General features: G+C 64.8%; 18 protein-coding genes and 1 pseudogene. 14 read left to right on the top strand and 5 right to left on the bottom strand.

The features are described 5' to 3' along the window. Nucleotides 1-439: 439 nt before the first annotated feature. The 5 genes and pseudogenes from B7Z66_08235 to B7Z66_08215 all read left to right on the top strand — a co-directional run bounded on the left by B7Z66_08235 (nt 440) and on the right by B7Z66_08215 (nt 3,226). Entirely contained in the window at nt 440-754 is a 315-nt protein-coding gene (locus B7Z66_08235; protein ID OYV76492.1) for a hypothetical protein, read from the top strand. Continuing rightward, the gene (locus B7Z66_08230) at nt 751-1,980 is read left to right on the top strand and encodes a hypothetical protein (GenBank protein OYV76491.1); all 1,230 of its coding nucleotides are present in this window, start codon (nt 751-753) and stop codon (nt 1,978-1,980) included. The genes B7Z66_08235 and B7Z66_08230 overlap by 4 nt, the downstream gene beginning before the upstream one ends. A gap of 101 nt (nt 1,981-2,081) precedes the next feature. After that, nucleotides 2,082-2,387: pseudogene (locus B7Z66_08225) on the top strand (ISL3 family transposase). Nucleotides 2,388-2,539: 152 nt separating this feature from the next. Further along, complete coding sequence (locus B7Z66_08220; GenBank protein ID OYV76490.1) at nt 2,540-2,842, top strand: addiction module toxin RelE; 303 nt, start codon at nt 2,540-2,542, stop codon at nt 2,840-2,842. Nucleotides 2,843-2,851: 9 nt separating this feature from the next. After that, nucleotides 2,852-3,226, top strand: a complete 375-nt coding sequence (locus B7Z66_08215) for a transcriptional regulator (GenBank protein OYV76489.1) — start codon at nt 2,852-2,854, stop codon at nt 3,224-3,226. Between the two features lie 24 nt (nt 3,227-3,250). Here the strand turns inward: B7Z66_08215 and B7Z66_08210 are convergent, their stop codons facing one another. Both B7Z66_08210 and B7Z66_08205 read right to left on the bottom strand, forming a co-directional pair. Next, nucleotides 3,251-3,952 (bottom strand): transposase, encoded by a 702-nt coding sequence (locus tag B7Z66_08210; GenBank protein ID OYV76488.1) that lies wholly within the window; start codon nt 3,950-3,952, stop codon nt 3,251-3,253. A gap of 105 nt (nt 3,953-4,057) precedes the next feature. Next, nucleotides 4,058-5,260 (bottom strand): hypothetical protein, encoded by a 1,203-nt coding sequence (locus B7Z66_08205; GenBank protein OYV76487.1) that lies wholly within the window; start codon nt 5,258-5,260, stop codon nt 4,058-4,060. A 386-nt stretch (nt 5,261-5,646) separates the two neighbouring features. Between B7Z66_08205 and B7Z66_08200 the strand changes: the two genes are divergently transcribed. The 3 genes from B7Z66_08200 to B7Z66_08190 all read left to right on the top strand — a co-directional run bounded on the left by B7Z66_08200 (nt 5,647) and on the right by B7Z66_08190 (nt 9,917). After that, the gene (locus B7Z66_08200; GenBank protein OYV76486.1) at nt 5,647-6,582 is read left to right on the top strand and encodes a tRNA glutamyl-Q(34) synthetase GluQRS; all 936 of its coding nucleotides are present in this window, start codon (nt 5,647-5,649) and stop codon (nt 6,580-6,582) included. Between the two features lie 121 nt (nt 6,583-6,703). Continuing rightward, nucleotides 6,704-8,644, top strand: a complete 1,941-nt coding sequence (locus B7Z66_08195) for an acetate--CoA ligase (GenBank protein OYV76485.1) — start codon at nt 6,704-6,706, stop codon at nt 8,642-8,644. Nucleotides 8,645-8,939: 295 nt separating this feature from the next. After that, nucleotides 8,940-9,917 (top strand): hydrolase, encoded by a 978-nt coding sequence (locus B7Z66_08190; GenBank protein ID OYV76484.1) that lies wholly within the window; start codon nt 8,940-8,942, stop codon nt 9,915-9,917. Between the two features lie 90 nt (nt 9,918-10,007). Here the strand turns inward: B7Z66_08190 and B7Z66_08185 are convergent, their stop codons facing one another. Both B7Z66_08185 and B7Z66_08180 read right to left on the bottom strand, forming a co-directional pair. After that, nucleotides 10,008-10,829 (bottom strand): hypothetical protein, encoded by an 822-nt coding sequence (locus tag B7Z66_08185; GenBank protein OYV76483.1) that lies wholly within the window; start codon nt 10,827-10,829, stop codon nt 10,008-10,010. A 182-nt stretch (nt 10,830-11,011) separates the two neighbouring features. Then, nucleotides 11,012-11,632: a hypothetical protein gene (locus B7Z66_08180; GenBank protein ID OYV76482.1), complete on the bottom strand. Its 621-nt coding sequence runs from the start codon at nt 11,630-11,632 to the stop codon at nt 11,012-11,014. A 523-nt stretch (nt 11,633-12,155) separates the two neighbouring features. On the opposite strand from B7Z66_08180, the gene B7Z66_08175 reads away from it, so the two are divergent. Next, complete coding sequence (locus B7Z66_08175; GenBank protein OYV76481.1) at nt 12,156-13,475, top strand: hypothetical protein; 1,320 nt, start codon at nt 12,156-12,158, stop codon at nt 13,473-13,475. Nucleotides 13,476-13,488: 13 nt separating this feature from the next. Further along, the gene (locus B7Z66_08170) at nt 13,489-15,501 is read left to right on the top strand and encodes a hypothetical protein (GenBank protein OYV76480.1); all 2,013 of its coding nucleotides are present in this window, start codon (nt 13,489-13,491) and stop codon (nt 15,499-15,501) included. Nucleotides 15,502-15,689: 188 nt separating this feature from the next. Here B7Z66_08170 and B7Z66_08165 read toward each other — a convergent pair whose 3' ends face one another. Next, nucleotides 15,690-16,601, bottom strand: a complete 912-nt coding sequence (locus tag B7Z66_08165; GenBank protein OYV76479.1) for a hypothetical protein — start codon at nt 16,599-16,601, stop codon at nt 15,690-15,692. Between the two features lie 117 nt (nt 16,602-16,718). Here B7Z66_08165 and B7Z66_08160 point away from each other — a divergent pair, with 117 nt between their 5' ends. The 4 genes from B7Z66_08160 to B7Z66_08145 all read left to right on the top strand — a co-directional run bounded on the left by B7Z66_08160 (nt 16,719) and on the right by B7Z66_08145 (nt 21,513). Beyond that, the gene (locus B7Z66_08160; protein OYV76478.1) at nt 16,719-17,525 is read left to right on the top strand and encodes a hypothetical protein; all 807 of its coding nucleotides are present in this window, start codon (nt 16,719-16,721) and stop codon (nt 17,523-17,525) included. 12 nt (nt 17,526-17,537) lie between these two features. Next, complete coding sequence (locus B7Z66_08155) at nt 17,538-17,804, top strand: hypothetical protein (protein ID OYV76477.1); 267 nt, start codon at nt 17,538-17,540, stop codon at nt 17,802-17,804. A 248-nt stretch (nt 17,805-18,052) separates the two neighbouring features. Continuing rightward, nucleotides 18,053-20,146 (top strand): hypothetical protein, encoded by a 2,094-nt coding sequence (locus B7Z66_08150; GenBank protein OYV76476.1) that lies wholly within the window; start codon nt 18,053-18,055, stop codon nt 20,144-20,146. Nucleotides 20,147-20,166: 20 nt separating this feature from the next. Beyond that, nucleotides 20,167-21,513, top strand: a complete 1,347-nt coding sequence (locus B7Z66_08145) for a PEP-CTERM-box response regulator transcription factor (GenBank protein OYV76564.1) — start codon at nt 20,167-20,169, stop codon at nt 21,511-21,513. The last annotated feature ends 101 nt before the right edge of the window (nt 21,514-21,614 follow it).

The raw sequence follows: 21,614 nt of genomic DNA, 5'->3' as shown, positions 1-21,614 counted from the left end.
GAAGCGCGGCCGCTACCAGACCCAACACGCGTAGGACCGCATGACAGCAAAGACAGCAAAGGGGAGACCCACAATCTGCGAGCGGCTCACTCGGGGCCAGCGCAGATCCGCCGCCATTCCGCCGCCTTGCCGATGTTCAGACGAGCGCTCCCACTCGCGGGACTTTCCGTTATTCGGTGGGTGTCCCAAAGTTCTCCTTCCCAAAGTTCTCCCTTCCCAAAGTTTCCCCCTTCCCCTTTCGGTGGGTGTCCCAAAGTTCCCGCCACCAAAGTTCCCGCCATCCCAAAGTTCCCGCCAAAGTTCCCCGCGATAATATGAGCCGACCTGTCCCGCCACGTTCATTAGGGCACCCTACTTGGTCTGCTTTCCCCGCCAAACCCTATACCGTATAATATATGCTACACTATCTCAGTTATTGTAGCGTACAAGGTGCAATAAGATGGCATACAAATCCTACGTTGTTGATCGCGCCCTTAAAAAGCTGGGCGGTGACCTCAAAGACGCCCGGCGGCGGCGGCGGATCAAGGCCGAGCTGATGGCGGAACGATTGGGTGTTACCCGGTCGACGCTCGACCGTATGGAAAAAGGGGTCTCCAGCGTAAGCATCGGCACCTACGCGACCGCGATCTACAGCCTCGACCCGGCGAAGCTGGAACTCTTAGCCAATATCTTCTCGCGTGAAAGTGATGTGTTGGGTCAGATCGTCTCCGACCGAGAGCTACCCCAACGCATCCGGGGGGCATCAAGGCGATGAAGCTGCGCGTCACCATGGATTGGCCTGCCTGCCCAGGACTTGTGGGCGAATTGGACGTGTTCAGTACACGGGACACGGAAACTTACCAGTTCACCTATTTCGAGGAATGGACGGCGAAGGGGTTCCAGATCGACCCGGCCCTGGACCTGGTGCCAGGGTTCGCGTATCACAGCCAGGCGTTGCCCGGTGTGTTCGAGGACATTGCCCCCGACCGTTGGGGCCGGCTCGTCCAGCAGCGGGCCGGGAGCGGTTTTACCAGCGATACCGATTACCTTCTTGGCGTCAGCGACTTCATGCGCATGGGTGCGCTGCGGCTCGCTGATGTGAGCCGCCCGGATGTGTATCTGGCTGACAATCACAATGTCCCCAAGTTGATTCACATCCGGGAACTGGAAGCGGCCTGCGGGCGCTTGGAAAAGGGCCTGGAAACCGAAGAGGATCTGCGCCAGCTGTTCGGACCCGGTTCATCTCTGGGCGGCGCGCGCCCGAAGGCAGCCGTCCAAGACGGCAAGACACTCTGCATCGCAAAGTTTCAGTCGGGCCAGGATACCGAGCGCGCGGCCGCCTGGGAGGCGACCACGCTGGATCTTGCGCAGAAGGCGGGTATCCCAACAGCCCGCCATCGCCTGCTCGGTAAGGACACCGAGCGCCCTATTCTGCTACTGGAACGATTTGACCGGCAGGGGACCGAGCGCATCCCTTTTGCGTCGGCGATGACGCTTGCAGGCCTGCGCGATGGTCAGGATGCCAGTTATGGCGAACTGGCCAGTGTTGTGGCCAGCCTGTCGTCTCAGTCGAAAGCGGATAGCTTCGATCTGTGGCGGCGCATGGTCTTCAACGCGATGACCGGCAATACCGACGACCACTTGCGCAATCACGCCTTCCTGCGCGATCTCCAGGGTTGGCGGCTCTCCCCTGCTTACGACTTGAACCCAAACCATGAGACCTACGCGCGCCGGGCACACACGCTGGCCTTCCTGCCTGGTGAAAAGAAGCCCTCCCTGGAACTCTGCCAGGATATGGCTCCGTACTTCAATTTAGACAAGAAGCAGGTCGAGCATGGTTTGAAGGCCATTGGCACTGCCCTGAAAGCGTGGAAGACCATTGCCAAGTCGAATGGCCTGACCGACAACGAAATCCAGCGTAAGGCTGACGCCTTCGAGCATGAAGACAGTGTGCGCCTTATTACTGCCGCGCAGAAACAGTCGAGAGGTATGAAGCGGTGAATGGTGATTTTCGGGTGGCACGCGTTTACCTGTGCGCCAGTACCGAGGAACAATATCTGAGCCGACAGGCCAGCATCATTGATGAGGCCAACGCGGCGGGCATCCTCGATCGCAAACAGCTCAACGTCGTCTCCGGCCTGCTCCGGCAGTGGTGCACCAACGTCATGCGCTCCAAGGTCGAGCCCATGAGGAAGGTCGCCCAGATGATCCGGGACCATTTCGAGGGCATCGTCGCCTGAGCGCGGACCCGACGAACCAATGGCTTCCTGGAAGCCCTGAACGGGCTGTTCCAGGCCGCCAAGCGCAAGGCCCGCGGCTACGGCAGGTTCACCACGATCCGCACTGTGATGTTCCTGCTCGCCGGTAAGCTCGATTTCTCGAAACTCAACCCGCATGTGGTGTATTAGCCCACTCGAAATTCAAAAGAGCCCCCAATGGACCGCTCTCACACCAGCGCAGTAGATCAGTCCTAAGTCCGACAGACGCCTAGGCGCTATACAAAGGGTTGCTGGCCGACGTCCGTCTTGACGTAGTCCCAAATTGGGACTAGCCTGTTCCCATGTGCATCATCGCCGTGTCGACCCTGAAGGCCTTCTGGATCAACAACACGGATTACCAGGACGCCGAAGCCCCGGCGATGGCATGGTACCGCGAAGCGGTGAGGGCCGATTGGTCGACACCCGGTGACGTGAAGCAGCAGTTTCGCAACGCCAGCATTCTGAAAGACGGACGTGCCGTCTTCAACATTGCGGGCAACAAGTACCGCTTGGTCGTCTGGATCAACTATCCCTACCGGGTTCTATATATCCGTTTTATTGGCACCCACAAGCAGTATGACCAAATCGATGCACAGACAATCTGAGAGCGCACCATGAACATTCGCCCCATCAAGACCGAAGCCGACTACAGCGATACGCTGCGCGAGATCGAAACGCTGATGCCGGCGGAACCCGGAACGGACGCCGGCGACCGGCTTGATGTGCTGGTTACCCTAGTCGAAGCCTACGAGCGCAAGCACTTCCCGATGGATCTGCCGGATGCTGTGGAAGCCATCAAGTTCCGCATGGAGCAACAGGGGCTGACCGTTGATGACCTGGTGCCGGCGATTGGGCGGAAGAACCGAGTCTATGAAGTCCTTGCACGCCGACGCCCACTAACCATCAGGATGATTCAAGCGCTGAACAAAGAGTTCGATATCCCTGCCGAAAGCCTGCTGAACCAGCACATCTCTAGGCGGACCGCATAGCGCTTCCAAGCGAAGGGGACAGATTTATTTGGCGCGCATCTCGCGAGGTTGATTGCCCGGCTTGCGGAACTCAATGCGCCGCCCAGTGATTTTCTCGATCTCGTCGATGAAGCGACCATTCCCAGTCAACTGACCTCGCTGTACCGCCTGCCGGATCAGATCCCACTCGCCTTTCGGAATCGTCGCTCGCACGAACGCTCCGTAACGTTCGCAGCGTTGCCCACGCGTTTCCCCAAGCGATAAATAGCAGGGATCTTCGTCAAGCCACGACGATTGCTCCAGCCCAGCCTTGACCTGGTAGCTCGACCACCGGTAGTCCTGCGGCGATGCCACCATGCGCGCCCTTACGGGATTCAGATCGACATAGCGGCAACAGGACAGAAGGTATGCTTCTGTCTGAATGGGACTTGATTTGTACCGACTCTCCCAAAGGGTCCCACGCCGCCCCTCAAGCCGATTCACATAACGCGTCTGCCGCCCCGCCAACCGCTTCATCAAACGACCCAGCATCGCAACCTCATCGGGCGGCTCAACAACCAGATGGACATGATTGGTCATCAGGCAATAACCGTACACCTTGACGCCAAGTTCGGTCTTCCAGCGTTTCAGGGTATCGAGGTAATACCTGAAATCCTCTTCCCCAGCAAACACCACTTGAAGGTTGTGACCGCGTTGCACAATATGATGGGCACAATTCGGCACCACCACCCTGCCTATCCTTGGCATAGAGCGTTCTCCCGCGTGGATCACGCGCCTCAGATTACTAAATCGCCAGGCTCATATAAATCTGTCCCCTTTGGTCCCTGGCTAATGGATGTCCCCTTTGGTCATCTATTTGGCACTCACGTTGGCCCCCGCCATGCCTACAGCAATGAATACGGAATTCGGCGCAATGCTATACAGATCGTTGATGCCAGCATACGCCTTAGTCCAGGAACCGTTGACGCCGGTGGTGCTGTAGAGGACCCTGCCCGCGGTTCCAACCGCGACGAACTGTGCGTCCGGGCCGAAGGTGATGGAATAGAGGCTTTGCGTGGTCGGAACCGGCTGCGCGGCAACCCAGGTCACGCTGTCGGTACTCGCGACCACCGCGCCGGCATCGCCGACGGCGACATAGGTACCCGCGCCATAGGCGACACCCCGCAGGTTGTTGAGGGTGTTGGAGGCCTGCGCCGTCCAGGTGATGCCGTCCGGGCTGGTCAGCAGCGTGCCCTGGGCGCCCACCGCGATGAACTGGCCGTTTACGTACGATACACCAAGCAGGTTCTGCGCAGTCCCCGAGGTGCGCGCGGTCCACGCACCGGTAACGCCGGTATTCGTATTCGAATAGATGACCCCTGCGTTGCCGACCGCGACATAGGTGCCGGCGCCGAAGGCCAGCGCGTTCATCCCGCTAGCGCCGGCGATGGCCGTGGCTGCCGTCCAGGTGACGGTGTCGGGGCTGGTGATCACAGAACCGTCGGCCCCCAGCGCAACGAAGAGGGTACCGTCGTACACCACGTCGGTCAGGTTGACGGTGGGCCCGATCGGCAACGACGACGGCTGGCTCCAGGCCGTGACACCGCCGGGACTGGTGTAACTGAATGGCGCCGTGAACACCGTTGCGGCATTGCCGACCGCAACATAGTTGTTGTTGCCAAACGCCACACCGTTCAGGTCATTCGCGGTCACCAATTGGGTGCCAACGACCCAAGGCGTGGTGGGCCCGATCAAACGCGGTGTCGCGGTGACAACCGGCGAAAACGGTCCCACTTGACTGCCGTTGTCCGATGAAGTGATGGCGAACGCGTATTGCGTGCCGTTGGTCAAGCCGGTCAGGTCATACGGCGACGTGATCTGGTTGATGATGTGGTCGGCGTTACCGAGTCCGGTAGTCGACCCCTGGCTGTAGAAGACCCAATACGTCAGATTCGGATTGCTGTTCCAAGTGAGAACCACCTGCGATTCACCCGGCGCGACCGTAACGCCGGTTGGCGTGGTGGTAGGTTGCGACCCCTGGCCCAAACACCCGCCCAGCAACAGGGATAGGAACACCGCACCCGATCTGAATAGTGATTTCACTGCATCCGCCTTCAAGTCAGTTGATCGTTTCGAATGGATGGCTCCCAAAGAGCCTATGGGGTTTCATCCCGGGAGTCCCGCAGGACCGCTCGGTGGGTACGGCGTCTATTCGGGTCGGGGCCCGTGATCGCATACCTGCGCGACGGGTTACCGGGCGCGGCACCGTCCGCCAGCCCGGCCGGAGGGATTGTAAGAAAACAATGAGTTATTAACAATATATACTTGTGCTGCCTTGTGCTGCCTTGTGCTGCGTGGAGCGGTCGAGACCGGCGTCGTGCGGCCAACCGTGGGGTCCGCCAGTGGCACTGCAACGGCCCTGGCCGATTCTGGAGGCCACTGCAATCAGGAATAATACGCGCATGGATCCGCCACCCCTGGCCCCGGGCACCTACCGCGGGCGGTTCGCACCCTCCCCCACCGGCGCGCTGCACTTCGGCTCCCTGGTGGCAGCGATGGCCAGCTACCTGCAGGCCCGTCGCCACCAGGGCGAATGGCTGCTACGGGTGGAGGACCTGGATACACCCCGGGAGGTACCCGGGGCGGCTGCGGCGATGCTCCACACCCTGGAGGCCTTTGGGCTGTACTGGGATGGCGCCGTGCAGTACCAAAGCCGGCACCACGCGGCCTACGAAGCAGCGCTGGAACACCTGACCCGCGGCGGGCACATCTACCCCTGCGGCTGCAGCCGCCGGGAGATCGCCGACACCGGATGGGACGGCGCCGACGGTGTCGTATATCCCGGGACCTGCCGCAACGGATTGCCGCCGAGGCGCGCGGAGCGGGCGCTGCGGGTACGCACTGACGCGGCGGTGATCGCGTTCCAGGACGGTCTGCAGGGCGCGCTGCGCGTCGATCTGGAGCGCGCGGTGGGCGACTTCGTCGTGCGGCGTGCCGACGGGCCATTCGCCTATCAACTCGCGGTGGTGGTGGATGACGCCGCGGCCGGCATCACCGAAGTCGTGCGCGGCAGCGACCTGCTCTACTCCACGCCGCGCCAGATCCATCTGCAACACCTCCTCGGGCTCGCCACGCCCCAATACTTGCACGTCCCCGTTGCCACCGACCTCAGCGGCGCAAAACTGAGCAAGTCCGCGGGCGCCGGGGCGCTGGACTGGGAATATCCACTGGCAGGGCTGGTCCGGGCGGCCGCGTTCCTCGGACTGGAACCGCCCGCGGAGGTGGAGACCTCCGATGTGGCGACGTTCTGGGACTGGGCGATCGGGCACTGGGACCCTGCACGACTGCCGCGCCTGCGGGTACGCGCCGTCGACGCCCGGGGCCGGGTGCCTCGCTGAGCTGGCGCCTGGCGGTCTCCGGGCGTCGTGATGCACGGGTGAACTTGACGCCCGGGTCCGCTAAGATCGGGACAAGGGGCGCCCAGGGAGCGGCGCGGCACGCGGGATCGGGGGAGCCGGGATGTCTGAAGAAAAGGTCTACGACGTGCCGGGGGCGTTCGCCGCCCGCGCCCACTGCTCCAGCGAGCGGCAATACCAGGAGCTCTACGAGCGCTCGATCCGCGACCCGGAGGGATTCTGGGCCGAACAGGCCCGGCACTTCCTGCACTGGACCCGGGACTGGGACCGGGTGCTGGAGTGGGACTATGCCACCGGGCAAGTCCGCTGGTTCGAGGGCGGACGGCTCAACGCCTGCTACAACTGCGTGGACCGGCACCTCGCAGCACGCGCCGATCAGGTGGCAATCCTCTGGGAAGGGGACGACCCGGCGACCGACCGGCGCATCACCTACCGTGAACTCCACGCCCAGGTCTGCCGGTTCGCCAACGTGCTCAAGGCACGCGGCGTGGCCAAGGGGGACCGGGTCTGCATCTACATGCCGATGATCCCGGAAGCCGCGGTGGCCATGCTCGCCTGCGCGCGCATCGGGGCGGTGCATTCGGTGGTATTCGGCGGGTTCTCCCCGGAGTCCCTGAAGGACCGGATATTGGATTCCGATTGCCGCGTGGTGATCACCGCCGACGAGGGACTGCGGGGCGCGCGCGCGGTGCGATTGAAGGACAACACCGACGAGGCGCTCTTATCCTGTCCGGCGGTGCACAGCGTGGTGGTGGTGCGCCATACCGGCGCGCCGGTGGCGTGGAAGGACGGCCGCGACGTCTGGTACCAGGACGCGGCCGCGGACGTGAGCGCCGATTGCCCGCCCGAAGAGATGGACGCCGAGGACCCGTTGTTCATCCTCTACACCTCCGGCTCCACTGGCAAACCCAAAGGGGTGTTGCACACCACCGGCGGTTATCTGCTGTACGGCGCCATCACCCACCGGTATGTGTTCGACTACCACGACGGGGACATCTACTGGTGCACCGCCGACGTGGGCTGGGTCACCGGCCACACCTACATCGTGTACGGGCCGTTGGCCAACGGCGCCACCACGCTGATGTTCGAGGGCGTGCCCACCTATCCGACGCCCTCCCGGTTCTGGGAGGTGGTGGACAAGCATCAGGTGAACCTGTTCTACACCGCGCCCACGGCGATCCGCGCCCTGATGCGCGAGGGCGACGCGCCGGTCCAGGCCACCAGCCGCGCCAGCCTGCGCTTGCTGGGCTCGGTGGGAGAACCTATCAACCCGGAGGCCTGGGAGTGGTATTACCGCGTCGTCGGCGGCACCCGCTGCCCCATCGTCGACACCTGGTGGCAGACCGAGACCGGCGGGATCCTGATCACCCCGCTGCCGGGTTGCACGCGATTGAAGCCCGGCTCGGCTACCCGTCCGTTCTTCGGGATCCGGCCCGCCATCGTGGATGCCAGCGGCACCGAGCTGGAAGGCGCGGCGAGCGGCAATCTGGTCATCACCTTCCCGTGGCCCGGGCAGATGCGCACCGTCTACGGCGATCACCAACGCTATATCGACACCTATTTCAAACAGTATCCGGGACGCTATTTCAGCGGCGATGGCGCACGCCGCGACGCCGACGGGGACTACTGGATCACCGGCCGGGTCGACGACGTGATCAACGTCTCCGGCCACCGGCTCGGGACCGCGGAGGTGGAGAGCGCCCTGGTGCTGCACGAAGGCGTCGCGGAGGCCGCGGTGGTGGGCTACCCCCACGACATCAAGGGCCAGGGGATCTACGCCTACGTCACCCTGGTGAAAGGGGTGGAACCCAGCGACGCCCTGCGCCAGGAACTGGTGGACCTGGTGCGCCGGGAGATCGGCGCCATCGCCACCCCGGACGTCATCCAATGGGCGCCGGGCCTGCCGAAGACCCGCTCCGGCAAGATCATGCGCCGCATCCTGCGCAAGATCGCCGCCAACGAGTTCCACGAGTTGGGGGATATCTCCACCCTCGCCGATCCGGGCGTCGTGGAGCAACTCGTCACCGCGCGCGCGCAGCACTGAGCCCGCGGCATCTGGCGCTGACAAAACGCCACGGGGTCATCGTCCCGCGCGCGACAACTTCCGTGCAACCGCCACGCACCGATCGACGTTTCGCGGGCCGATCCCGGGGCCCCGGCGCGGTTCCTCACCGATACGGTGGCGGTGCGCGCGCGGGTGGCCTACGCCACCACGACGGTCATCCCCTTGCTGGCGGGGCGGAGACGCGGTGCGGCCCAGCGCACTGGCCTGACCGAGGCGTCCGGCGCGGTCTATAATCGGCTGCGGCACCCGACGCCCCATCCTGCTACGCGAGGTCATCATCGCCCTGGAACCGTTCATACCCGCCTGGTGGCTGCCAGGACCCCATTCGCAGACCCTCTGGCCCAACCGCCTGCGCCCGCGGCCGCGGGTGGCGCTGCGTTGGGAACGCCTGGAGTTGGCGGACGGGGATTTTCTGGATCTGGCGTGGACCGCCGCAGGCGCCGGCCCGACGGTGCTGGTGCTCCACGGACTGGAGGGATGCGCGTATTCCACCTACGCGCTGGGACTGTTGCGGGCCATCGAGCGGCGCGGCTGGCGCGCCGTGGTGATGCACTTCCGAGGCTGCAGCGGCACCCCCAACCGCCTGCCCCGCAGCTATCACTCCGGGGAAACCGGTGACCTGCAGACCGTGGTCGAACACCTGCGGGCACGGGAACCCGACGTGCCGCTCGCGGCAGTGGGCTATTCCCTGGGTGGCAACGTGCTGTTGAAGTGGCTCGGCGAGCAGGGCGTCGACGCGCCCTTACGGTGCGCGGTCGCGGTATCGGTACCCTTCGAGCTGGCAAAATCGGCGCAACGCCTGGAACGCGGCTTCTCGCGCGTGTACCAGTGGTCGCTGGTGCGGCGCTTGCGGCGCTCGGTGCGGGAAAAGTTCCGTACGGTCCCGAGCCCGCTGGATCTGCGCGGTCTGTCCAACTGCCGGACCTTCCGGGCCTTCGACGACCGGATCACGGCACCCCTGCATGGCTACACTGACGCCGACGACTATTACCGACGCTGCAGCAGCCGGCCATATCTCGCGCGGATCCGTATTCCGACACTGGTGTTGCAGGCGCGTGACGATCCGTTCCTGACCCCCGACGCCATTCCCGGGCCCACGGAATGCGCCGCATCGGTACAACTGGAGATCCAAGAGGCCGGCGGCCATGTGGGCTTCGTGTACGGCCCGGTCCCATGGCGCGCCCGTTACTGGTTGGAGGAGCGCATCCCGGCGTTTCTGGCGTCGCGACTGAAGACACCTGATCCACGCTAACCCGTGGTGACTGGCGCCGTCCCATGCGCGCAACGCTCCCGGGGAACGCAGGCAGTTGAAAATAACCCGGCGAGCTTATTCCACATCCGGTCAGAGCGCGTGTCTCAAACCGACCTCGAAGCCAATGACCCGGGTCGCGCTGCGCGGTTCGAACACCGACCCCACCTGCGCACCTCCCTGCCTGAGGGGCTGGCTGGCCCCCTGCCCCAGGTTCCACCATTCCACGTAGGGACCTGCCGCCACTGCCCAACCGTTGGGTAACCGGTAATCGAAACGCAGGCCGAGACGCCCGGCGAAACGATCCTCGACCCCCAGGGTCTGTCCGTCAAACACGCCGCCGAAGTCCACCCCGAGCTGTGCGGCGAAACTTCGTGTCACGCGCCCATCCAGTATCACGGTCGTGCGGGCGTCCAGCGGCAGGCCCACGGTGCCACCCACAAAGCCGTAGCCCCAGCGGTAGGTCTCCGCGACACCGAAAGCCTGGGGTGTGGAGTGGATGTCCCGCTCCCAACGCCGGTACCCCAGCCCGCCGTATACGGAGGACCGCCAGCGGCCCAACGCCGGCAACCGGTACCCGCCGCGCACGGAAAAATCCAGGATCGCCGCGTCCGTACGGCTCTGCACCGCCGCGCCTGCCTGGGTCTGGCCATAGTAGTCCACGGTGCCACGGCGGTACCCAAGCCGGCCTTCCGCCTGCCAGCGGCCACGGGTATACCCCAGGGTCGTGACGAATCCCGGGAGCGCGCCGGTCTCCCGATCCAACACGGCATTGTTGACGAATTCGTCGTAATGGAACTGGGCCACGGAGAACGCCACGCCCCCATTCCACGTCCCCGCACCTTCCCCCTGGCTCCCCTGCGCAACGGCCGCAAACGGGACCAGCAGGCATGCCACCAACACCGTGAATCGCATCCAAGGCCTTTCGCCGGATCGTGGCCCGGCGTTCGTTCTTATTGAACTACCCCCTGCTGTGCGGATGGTACCCCAAATCCTGCCTTACCCCAACCGCGCGCATGCCTCCGGGGGCGCTCATGCACCGGTCGCGGGGTATCGCTGGAACCGAACCGCGCAGAGTCCCGAACCGGGCCGCGCGGTCATCCCTGCGCCTCGCCATCACCCAGCCAACGCTGCGTATACAGACAGACCAGCACGCCCAAGTAGAAACCTCCAATGACATCGCTGACGAAATGGTAGTCGGTCACGATCAAGGCCAGGCCAAGCGCCGAGAGGCCCGCCGCGTAAACGGGCCGGTAACGTCCGTAATAGAGCCACAGGGCAGCACCCAATGCCGTAAAGACCGCCATGTGGCCAGACGGAAACCCGTTGAGTCCGCTCCCGCCGTGGAACCAATGGAAGGCGTAGGACACCCGGTGCGCCAGCCATGCGCGCGTATTGCTGCGTGAGAAGACAAGCTTTAGCACTTCTTTGGCCACATAGCTGGCCGGTATACAGGTACCGGCCAGCCGCAGGAACCGCGCCTCGTAACCCCGCCCACGCCGCGACAGGACCCAATAGCCCGCCCAGCTGAACGCGGTGGCCACCAGCACGAAAAACTGGAGCAGGTCGGGAATGTTGCCGGTATAGGACCGCCAACGCGGATCGAGTTGCAAGAGCCGGTCGAAGAACCGGGCCACCGGCACGTCGACATAGTGATCGCAGAGGACCACCAGCCCGGACACCAACGCCAAACTCACCATCAGGGATCTAGCCCGCATATTTCACTGTTCTCCTGCGCTAGGCGCCGCGGCACTCATCGACGAACACCCGTGTAGCATCACGCACCTCTGCTCCGCCGGGGCGCCATCTTGCGCCGGATCGTGGACCCGACTGCACCAGCATACGAAGTGAGTAAGCGGGTAAGCCGGCATCCGGGTCTATGTATCCGCTGCCAAAAACGGGCGCGAGCCAGCGGGGAGTGAAATCAATCATGTTGGCGCAGGCGCAACAAAGGATGCACGGTCCGTCGAACGTGATTCGGGTTGGCGACCCGATTCCCAGGCGCGCCAGCATGGGCCGGTGCCCCTTTGTTCCGGCAGGCGTTTCGGGGATAATAGCGCGCAAGCCCCGGCCCCGCCCGTCAACTAGGCTTCGCACCTGGGAATCGTGACCCCGTCCAGCCCCGCCCATCCGCTTTTGTATCCCCGGCGACGCCCCAGGGCTGGAACCGCCTGCCCGGCGGCCCCCGGCGCATGCCCACACCTGCCGATCCGCGCAGACGGCTTGCCGACCTGATCTGCCATGCCTGCATCGCCCATCCTCCTGCCGGCTCCACCAGGCCCCGACGAACCCTTCGACCTCGATCTCCCGGAGGGTTCCCTGGACCAGTTGCTGGCTTGGTTCCACACCTACGGTGACATCTATCGCCTGCGCTCGCCTCGCATACCCGCCCCGATCTATGTCGTCAACCATCCGGATGACGTCAAACGCATCCTGGTCAACCAGCACCGGCACTACGTGAAGGGAATCGGCATTGAGCGCGTCAAGATCCTGCTGGGCAACGGGATCATGGTCAGCGAAGGTGAATTCTGGCGCCGCCAGCGGACCCTCATCCAGCCGGCCTTCCACCGCCGCGTGGTCACCGGGCTGGAGGAGACGGTATGGGCCGCGAACCGGGACCTGCTGCACCGCTGGAGCCTGGCGGCGCGCAACGGGGAACCAGTTAATGTCACCCGGGACACCAGTGATCTGGCCTTGCAGATCGTCCTGTGTTCCCTGTTCGGTACCGATCTGCCGGCAATAGCCGCGGCCGTGGGCGGCAACCCATTCGCGATACTGACCCAGGAGCCGTCCCGGGATCTGCGCTTCGCCGCGCGGTTCCGATCCCTGGGCCGGCTGGTCCTGGATTGCGCACAGCGGCGCCGCGCCGAAGGGCGGGAGCATTTCGACCTGCTCGCCATGCTCATGGCCGCGCGCGACCGGGAAACCGGCGCCGCCATGACCGACAAGGAATTGCTGGACGAAGTCATGACCCTGATCGTGGCCGGGCACGAGACCACCGCCAGCACTTTGAATTGGACCTGGTACCTGTTGTCCCGGAATCCCGGGGCCGAACAGCGCTTGCACGCGGAACTCGGGGCCCAGGGCGACGCCCAAACACCCACTGCGGCGGCGACCGGCGCGGCGGTGTCCTACGCGCGCCAAGTGCTGGAGGAGGCGCTGCGCCTGTACCCACCGGGCTGGCTGCTGACGCGCCGCGCGGTCGCTGAGGACCGCATCGGCGATTACCCGGTGGCACTGGGTACCCATGTGTTCATCTCCCCGTATCTCGTGCACCGCCATCCCCGTTTCTGGGAAGAGCCCGAGGCGTTCCGACCGGAGCGCTTCGCCCCCGCCGCAGCCACCGCCCGTCACCGGTACGCGCACCTGCCCTTCGGCGCCGGACCCCGGCAGTGCGTGGGCCAGTTGTTCGCGATGATGGAAATGGAGATCCATCTGCGGACCATCGCCCAGGCGCTGCAACTGCGCCGCGCGGACGATACGCCGGTGATCCTGGAGCCACAAGTCAATCTGCGCACCCGCGATGACCTGCTCATGATCCCGGCGCTGCGCACCCATTGAGAGAGCCTCGGCAATGACCGACTGCGATACTCTGTCCGCGGTACTGCGCCGCGCCGCCGGCACTGCGGGCACCATCACGTATCTGGACAGCAGCGCCCCGGAACGCACGGTCGCGTTCCGGGAGGTGTATACGCGGGCGCTCGGATTGCTGCATCATTTTCAGAACGCCGGGATGGCACCCGGCGCCCATGTGATCCTGCTCGTAAACCGCAACGAGCAATTCGTGGACGCCTTCTGGGCCTGCCAGCTCGGCGGGCTCATTCCGGTCCCGGTAGCGGTGGCCAATACCCCTGGTAACCGCCTTCGACTGTTGCGAATCTGGGCGGCGCTGGAAACGCCCTGGCTGTGCACCACCGAGGCGGTGCTGGAACGCTACGCGGGATTTGCGCGGGACACGGGCCACGCCCCTGCGCTGGACACGATGCGCGCGCGCGCCGTCCTCCTGGACCGGATCACCGATACCACCCACCCGGGAGCCGAAGCGTCGCCAAACACCGAGCAGACGGCGCTGATCCAGTTCTCCTCCGGATCCACCCGCGCGCCCAAGGGCGTGGTCCTGACCCACCGCAACCTCCTGACCAACATCCGCGCCATCATCGCGGGGATTCACCTCGGCGCGGACGATTCCGCGTTCAGTTGGATGCCGATGACCCATGACATGGGTCTGATTGCGCTTCATCTGACTCCGACCGCGTGCGGCATCGACCACGTGCTGATGGCCACCGAAATGTTCATCCGGCGCCCCCACCTGTGGCTGACCCGGGCCGCGAAGAAGCGATCCACGGTCTTATGCTCGCCCAACTTCGGCTACCAGCTCTTCCTAAAGTCCGTGGACCCGACGCAACTGGAGGGCATGGATCTCTCCGCGGTCCGGCTGGTGACCAACGGCGCGGAGCCGATTTCGGTGCCGCTATGCCGCAAATTCCTCGCGCGCATGGCCCCCTACGGCCTGGGCGCACAGGTGATGTTCCCGGTCTATGGGCTCGCAGAGGCGAGCGTCGCGGTCACCTTCGCTGAACCGGGCGCCGCGCTACGGGTCCACTGGCTCGGGCGCGACTCCCTTCAGGCAGGCGGCCCAGTGCGCCGCTGCGCCGAGGGTGATCCCAGCGCGGTTCCCTTCCCGTGTGTCGGCCGACCGATCCGCGACTGCGAATTGACTCTGCGCGATGCGGCCGGGACAGATGTCGCCGAGGGGGTGATCGGCCATGTGCTCATCCGCGGGCCGAACGTAACGGCCGGCTACTACGGGCGCGAACGACTGGACCGCAGTGCCTATACGCCGGACGGGTGGCTGAACACCGGAGACCTGGGGTTTCTGGACGACGGTGAACTGACGATCATCGGGCGTTCCAAGGAAGTGATCTTCGTCAACGGGCAGAACTTATTTCCCCACGACGTGGAAGCGCTGCTCTGCGAACACGCCGCTCTGGCACCCGGACGGGTCGCAGCCTGCGGCGTACCCGACGCCGCGACGGGCGCCGAAGAGCTGTTGATCTTCGTGACGTTCCGGGAAGGTCCCGAGCGCTTCGTCCCGGTGGCGCGACGCGTCCGCCAGGCGTTGACGGAACAGCTCGGCTTGGCGCGCGCATGCGTGATTCCGGTATCGCGGATTCCCCAGACCACCAGCGGGAAATTTCAACGCTACCAGTTGGCGGAGCGCTACGCGGCCGGGGAGTTTGCCGCGGTGCTGGAGGATCTGGCTACCCGGATGGGCCCCGGCGCCGATGACGCGGCGGGATCCGGCACCGATGTCGAACAAAACCTCCAGGACATCTGCCGCCGTTGCATCGATGGGGTCCCGATCGGACTGCACGACAATATCTTCGAATTCGGCACCAGTTCCCTGACACTGGCCCGCATCTACGAGGAGATCGAACAGCGCTATCCGGACACCCTGGAGATCACCGATTTCTTCGACTACCCCACGATCGCCCAGCTCGCTGCGCACATTCGCAGCCGCCCACCGCGCGACCCGGAACCCGCCCCGGCGCGGGCGCCGCGGCGCCCGCGCGACGAGCACCGGTAAGAAATGGGGTTAGGACGAATGGCGCTTATTTGGCGCCCGTATCGTTAAAGAAATGGCCACGGAAACCATGGCGCAAGCCACGAGGTTCCCGTGGCTGGACTCAACCGGTTTGGACGGGGGTTTGGACGGGGGCTTGAACGCCCGGTCCACCGCACGGTGCCGCGATCGCCGCCGACGGCCCGCGCGGCTCACGCATAAAGTGGCTTGCGGTATTTCCATTTCTTGTACATCCACAACCAGTCGTGCGGAGCGGCGCGTACCTGGCGCTCCACCGCCCGCACGTAGACCTCCACCACATCGTGGTCTTCCATCGAGTAGGGCGGGACCGCCAGCCGCTCGAAAGAAACCTCGTAATAGCCGCGCTGCAGCCGGCGCATCGCAACGAAATACACCGGCGCCTTCTTCATGGCGGCGATCTTCTGTGGCCCTACATAGAACGCGGTATCGAGACCCATGAAGCGGGTCCAGTATTTGTCCTCCTCCACACGGGGAGTCTGATCCGCCACCAGCGCCAACCCGCGCGGTCCGTCGTGCCGGCGCATGACCTCCGCGATGAACCGATCCACGGGGATCAGGCTGCCACCGAACCGCGCGCGCCGCTCCACCAGGAGCCGGTCGATCATGGGATTGCGGGCGGGCTTATAAACCGCGTCCACCGGGAACGGGCATACAAGCCGGCTGGCCAGCAACAACCACTCCCAGTTGCACTGATGTGCGGCAAGGAACAGCACGGCCTGACCGGCCACGGCACCGCGCAACCCTTCCAGGACCTCCGGATTCGCGATCCTCACCCGGCGGCGGATCTCCGACTCCTGGATGGTCATGGATTTCACGGTTTCCACCAGCACATCGGCGAACTGGCGGTAACAACGCTTGGCGATGACGCGGACTTCGCGCTGGCCCATCTGCGGAAATGCATCGCGCAGATTCGAGCAGGTCAGGCGCTTGCGGAACCGGAACACGTGATAACTCAGCGCATAGACGAGCCATGCCAGCATGTAGAGGACCGGGAGCGGAAGACGGGAGATGAGCTTCAGAACGGTTCCCACGGACCCTCGACCCTGGTCTGGACAATCGGCGTCGCGTCCCCGCCGGGTCATCGGCCTAGCCCAGCGCGCGACAGTGGACCCGGTGCCGCGGACGCGCTACCCTGAACCGGTCCGGTATCCGGCAGGATCCCGCGGTATCATAGAGTTACGCTTCACGACGGTCAAACCATGATCACCTCGTTCGCGGCCGAGCCGGAGGAACTGCTGTCCCCCGGGTTCCGCGGCCGCCCTTGCATCGGCCGCCTCACCGGCACCTCCGCCCAGGTCTGGCAGATCCCGCTGCGCGCACCGGATCGAGTGCTGGAACGGATGCACGCGCTGTTGGCCCCGGACGAACAGCGGCGGATGACGCGCCTGCGTTTTTCGCACCACCGTGCCCGTTTCCTGCTGGCGCGCGGCGCGCTGCGCCTGCTACTCGGCGCCTATCTGGACATGCCCGCGGACCAACTCGTATTCCGGTACGCGCGCCACGGAAAACCAGGGTTGAGTGGGGGACCGGACCCACAAGGGCTGGAGTTCAATCTCTCCCACTCCCACGAGTTGTGTGCCTGCGCATTCAGCCGCGCGCGGCCGTTGGGCATCGACATCGAGTACCGGTACCGGTCCGTGAACGTCGCGGGCCTGTCACGCCGGTTGTTCTCCGCGACGGAAATCGCGGAGCTGGAACGCACGCCGCCGGCGCTGCGTACCCATGCGTTCCTGAATGGCTGGACCCGCAAGGAAGCGGTACTCAAGGCGACCGGGGAAGGTCTGACCGGTTCGCTGCGCCGGGTCGGCGTGTCTCTCGCCCCAGACAAGCCGGCGCGTTTCCAGGCCCCCGGTCCCGCTGGTTGGAGGCTGGAGGCCTTGGAGCTCGGTTCCGACTACGTGGGCGCCCTGGCCCTGGCGCCACCCCACCGCGACGGGCCACGGGATGCGCTGGACATAAACCGGGACTGCGCCGGACTCGGCGCGTGGGCCGTCCCCCAACCTTAGGACAAAAGCGTCATGCACATCGTAGTGATCGTCGCTGCCGGGTGCAGCGCCGTGTTCACCCTGCTGACCGTGGCAGGGTTGATCCGCCCCAGGTTCGGGTTGGCCCGCACCCAGGAACAGTCTCTGATCCGCAACGGCGCCCTGGCGCTGGTGGCCTATCTGGTATTGGCAGTGGCCCTGGGTGCTGGCGACCCCAACCAGAAGTTCCTCACCCCCGGCGCCGTGCCACTGGCCCCATCCGCCTCAGCAAACCCGCCGGCGGCGGTATCCCAGCGCTGACTGGCCCCGCCCGCGCCGTGCGTCATCCCCGCCCAAGGCAAGCCCAGATGCGGGCCGGCGCGACCGCGATGCTGCAGTCCAACCGTGGTGATAGATCACCGACGTGCGCTGGTACACCCTGCCGTTGATGATTAAACTGCCTACACCAATAGTCCATGTCGGCGGGGACGGCACGCAGCCGGGGGATCAGGATTGGCACACCCACCGGTCACAGGCACAGGCGCAACGGGGGACCGGCGAGCTTGTCCATGAACAGTATCGGCATCGGCAGCTATTCAGCCGGGGCGTTTTTCTTTTTTCTCCTGACCCTGGTGCTGGTAACCGGTTGGCGGGGCCGTGCGCAAGGCACGCTGCTGATCGCCGCCACCGCCGCGACCGCCCTCTGGTCGGCATCGCTGGCCGTGCATCCCACCTACGCCATCCCGCGCGAACCACTAGCGCAGGCCCTGTCGAGCCTGCGCTACCTGACGTGGTTCTGGTTCCTGCTGTACCTCCTGCGGCGGATGCAGGCCGGCACGCGTCTGCGCACGGTCAGCGTCCTGGTCTATGCCCTGCTGGTATTCATCACTCTCACCCCGGCGCTGCACGGGTTGTTCCGGGCGGGTGGGCTGACAGCGGCGCTGTACACCAAGACCGTGCTGGCGGGCGAGGTGTTGCTGTCCGTGAGCGGACTATGGCTGGTGGAACTGTTGTTCCGCAACACCCCGCCGGAGCACCGCTGGGCGATAAAGTTTCTGTGCCTGGGCATCGGCGGTCTATTTGCCTACGACTTCTATCTATACTCCGACGCCCTGCTGTTCAGTCATATCGACCCCCAACTCTGGGCGGCCCGCGGGGCAGTGGACGCCTTGGCGGTGCCCCTGATCGCGGTGTCGGCGGCGCGTAATCCCGAATGGTCCCTGGATGTGTTCGTCTCGCGTGGCGTGGTCTACCACAGCGCCACCCTGCTGGGCGCCGGCGCCTACCTGCTGGTCATGGCTGCCATGGGCTATTACATCAAGGTGTTCGGCGGGGCATGGGGCCCGCTGATCCAGATCGTGTTCTTCGTCGGTGCCGGCATACTCCTCATCGCGCTGTTGTTCTCCGGCCAATTCCGAGCCCGCACGAAGGTGTTCCTGAGCAAGCATTTCTTCAACTACCGGTATGATTACCGCGAAGAGTGGTTGCGCTTCACCAATACCCTATCGAGCTGCAAGGCCCACGCCGATCCGCGCGAGTGCGTGATTCGCGCCATCGCCGCCATCGTGGAGAGTCCCGGTGGGCTGCTGTGGATGCGCCGCGCATCGGGTTCCATGGCCCCCACCACCGGCTGGAACCTCGCCCTGCCTGAAAACGCCGTCGAACCCGCCGACGCCTCCCTGATGGCGTTCCTGCGCCAGCGCGGCTGGGTGGTCAACCTGGACGAATACCAGTCCAACCCGGAACTCTATGCGGGATTGGATCTGCCGGATTGGATAGGCGGCCTGTCCGCGGCCTGGGTGGTGGTGCCGTTGATCGACCAGAACCAGCTGTGCGGCTTCATCGTGTTGACCCAACCCCGTGCCGATGTGTCCTTCAACTGGGAGGTCCGCGATCTGCTGAAGACCGCCGGTTGCCAAGCCGCGAGCCACCTCGCGCAGCTGGAGACCCTGGAAGCGCTCGCCGAGGCCCGGCAGTTCGAGGGCTTCAATCGGTTGTCCGCGCTGCTACTTCACGACCTGAAGAACCTGATCGCGCAGCAATCGCTAGTCGTCAGCAGCGCGTCCCGGCACAAGCACAACCCCGCTTTCATCGACGACGCAGTACGCATCATGGCCCACTCGGTGGAACGGATGAACCGTCTGATGGGCCTGTTGCGCACCGGTCTCGCGGACGCGCGATCGCAACCCACGGAGCTCGGCGGGCTGTTGGAAGAGGCGGTAACGGAGCGCTCCCGCGTGGAACCGGTACCCACATTTCACGGTTTATCCGCGCCGATTCACGTCATGGCGAACCGGGACCGGCTCCTCACCGCGGCGCAAAACCTCATCCAGAACGCGCAGGAGGCCACGCCGAAGGATGGGACCGTGCGCGTGACCCTGACGCGGCACGGGGCGCGCGCGATGATCACCATCGAGGACACCGGCGCGGGGATGGACCCGGCGTTCGTACGCAACCGGCTGTTCCGGCCCTTCGACACCACCAAGGGCGACACCGGGATGGGGATCGGGGCCTACGAGAGCCGCGAGTACGTGCATGAACTGGGCGGCGACCTCACGGTCATCAGCGCGCCCGGCAAGGGGACCCGGTTCCGCATCGAGCTTCCCTGCTTGAGCGACGTTGCGGAGACGGAGTCCGGGAACTACACGGAGGGTATCGGTTGAACACGGAAAAGAAGACCTTGCTGGTGGTGGAAGACGACCCGGGCCTGCAAAGCGCACTGCGCTGGGCATTCGAGGGCTTCGAGGTGATTACCGCCGAAGACCGCGAGACCGCGATCGCGCAATTGCGCCGGTACCAGCCCCACGTCATGACCCTCGACCTGGGGCTGCCGCCGGACCCCGGCGGCGCCAGCGAAGGGCTGGCCACCCTGGAGCAGGTGCTGGCGCTCGCACCCCATACCAAGGTGATCGTGGTGACCGGGAACAACGACCGTGACAACGCCGTGCGCGCCATCAGCCTCGGTGCCTGGATGTTCTGCCAAAAGCCGGTGGATGCCGAACTGTTGGGCTACATCGTGGAGCGCGCCTACCGGCTCCATGAACTCGAAGCGGAATCCAACGCCCGGCACCGCGGCGGCACGGACTCTCCCCTGGCGGGCCTCATTGCCACCAGCCCCGAGATGCTGAAGGTATGCAATACCATCGAGAAGGTGGCGCCGGCAGACGTGAGCACCCTGCTGGTGGGGGAAAGCGGCACCGGCAAGGAGTTGTTGGCCCGCGCCCTGCACGAATTGAGCCCGCGTGCCAGTCATCGCTGCGTAGCCATCAACTGCGCCGCGATTCCGGAGACGCTCCTGGAAAGCGAGCTGTTCGGCTATGAAAAGGGCGCCTTCACCGGCGCCGCCACGCGGCGCCAGGGACATATCGAGAACGCCCACGGCGGAACCCTGTTTCTGGATGAGATCGGGGATCTGCCGCTCTCCCTGCAAGCGAAGCTGCTGCGTTTTCTACAGGAGCGGACCATCATGCGGGTAGGCGGGCGGGAGGAGATTCCGGTGGACGTGCGCGTGGTATGCGCCACCCATCGGAATCTCCAGAAATTGATCCCGGAAGGCACGTTCCGGGAAGACCTCTACTACCGCGTCAGCGAGGTCACCGTCCGCATCCCGGCGCTGCGTGAACGCCACGGCGAAGCCGTGGTGCTGGCCCGCCACTTCCTGGACCGCTACGCCCAGCAGCACGGGCGCACAGTGCTGTCGTTCTCCGCCGACGCCTTGAAGGCGATCGAGACGCATTCCTGGCCCGGCAACATCCGTGAGCTGGAGAACCGGGTCAAACGGGCGGTGATTATGGCCGAGGGCAAACAGATCACCGCCCAGGAGCTGGAGTTGGAACCCGGCGACGCGGACCCCCTGCCCTTCAGCCTGCGCCAGGTGCGGGAGAACGCCGAGTGCCAGGCGCTGCTGCGGGCGCTGCGCTACGCCAACGGCAACGTCTCCCAGGCCGCGGAACTATTGGGCATCACCCGCCCCACGTTCTACGCGCTCGCCAACAAGTACCACCTGGACCTGGGACGTAACGGGCCCTGACCCAAGAACGAAGCGTTAATGTGATCTTTATGACTACATTATTATCGGGATTAACATGTCATTATTTTTTACACATTTACTACACCAATTTTTGCTTTTGC

The sequence above is a fragment of the Chromatiales bacterium 21-64-14 genome (genome assembly GCA_002255365.1).
In the GTDB taxonomy this organism is placed as follows: Bacteria; Pseudomonadota; Gammaproteobacteria; order 21-64-14; family 21-64-14; genus 21-64-14.
This window is presented reverse-complemented; position numbering and strand designations above follow the sequence as displayed.

Coding starts and splice junctions, on each gene's coding strand:
- B7Z66_08200 (OYV76486.1), top strand. CDS start 5,647: ATGGATCCGCCACCCCTGGCCCCGGGCACCTACCGCGGGCGGTTCGCA.
- B7Z66_08180 (OYV76482.1), bottom strand. CDS start 11,632: ATGCGGGCTAGATCCCTGATGGTGAGTTTGGCGTTGGTGTCCGGGCTG.
- B7Z66_08150 (OYV76476.1), top strand. CDS start 18,053: ATGAACAGTATCGGCATCGGCAGCTATTCAGCCGGGGCGTTTTTCTTT.
- B7Z66_08170 (OYV76480.1), top strand. CDS start 13,489: ATGACCGACTGCGATACTCTGTCCGCGGTACTGCGCCGCGCCGCCGGC.
- B7Z66_08175 (OYV76481.1), top strand. CDS start 12,156: ATGCCTGCATCGCCCATCCTCCTGCCGGCTCCACCAGGCCCCGACGAA.
- B7Z66_08185 (OYV76483.1), bottom strand. CDS start 10,829: ATGCGATTCACGGTGTTGGTGGCATGCCTGCTGGTCCCGTTTGCGGCC.
- B7Z66_08165 (OYV76479.1), bottom strand. CDS start 16,601: ATGACCCGGCGGGGACGCGACGCCGATTGTCCAGACCAGGGTCGAGGG.
- B7Z66_08230 (OYV76491.1), top strand. CDS start 751: ATGAAGCTGCGCGTCACCATGGATTGGCCTGCCTGCCCAGGACTTGTG.
- B7Z66_08235 (OYV76492.1), top strand. CDS start 440: ATGGCATACAAATCCTACGTTGTTGATCGCGCCCTTAAAAAGCTGGGC.
- B7Z66_08160 (OYV76478.1), top strand. CDS start 16,719: ATGATCACCTCGTTCGCGGCCGAGCCGGAGGAACTGCTGTCCCCCGGG.
- B7Z66_08220 (OYV76490.1), top strand. CDS start 2,540: ATGTGCATCATCGCCGTGTCGACCCTGAAGGCCTTCTGGATCAACAAC.
- B7Z66_08215 (OYV76489.1), top strand. CDS start 2,852: ATGAACATTCGCCCCATCAAGACCGAAGCCGACTACAGCGATACGCTG.
- B7Z66_08195 (OYV76485.1), top strand. CDS start 6,704: ATGTCTGAAGAAAAGGTCTACGACGTGCCGGGGGCGTTCGCCGCCCGC.
- B7Z66_08210 (OYV76488.1), bottom strand. CDS start 3,952: ATGCCAAGGATAGGCAGGGTGGTGGTGCCGAATTGTGCCCATCATATT.
- B7Z66_08155 (OYV76477.1), top strand. CDS start 17,538: ATGCACATCGTAGTGATCGTCGCTGCCGGGTGCAGCGCCGTGTTCACC.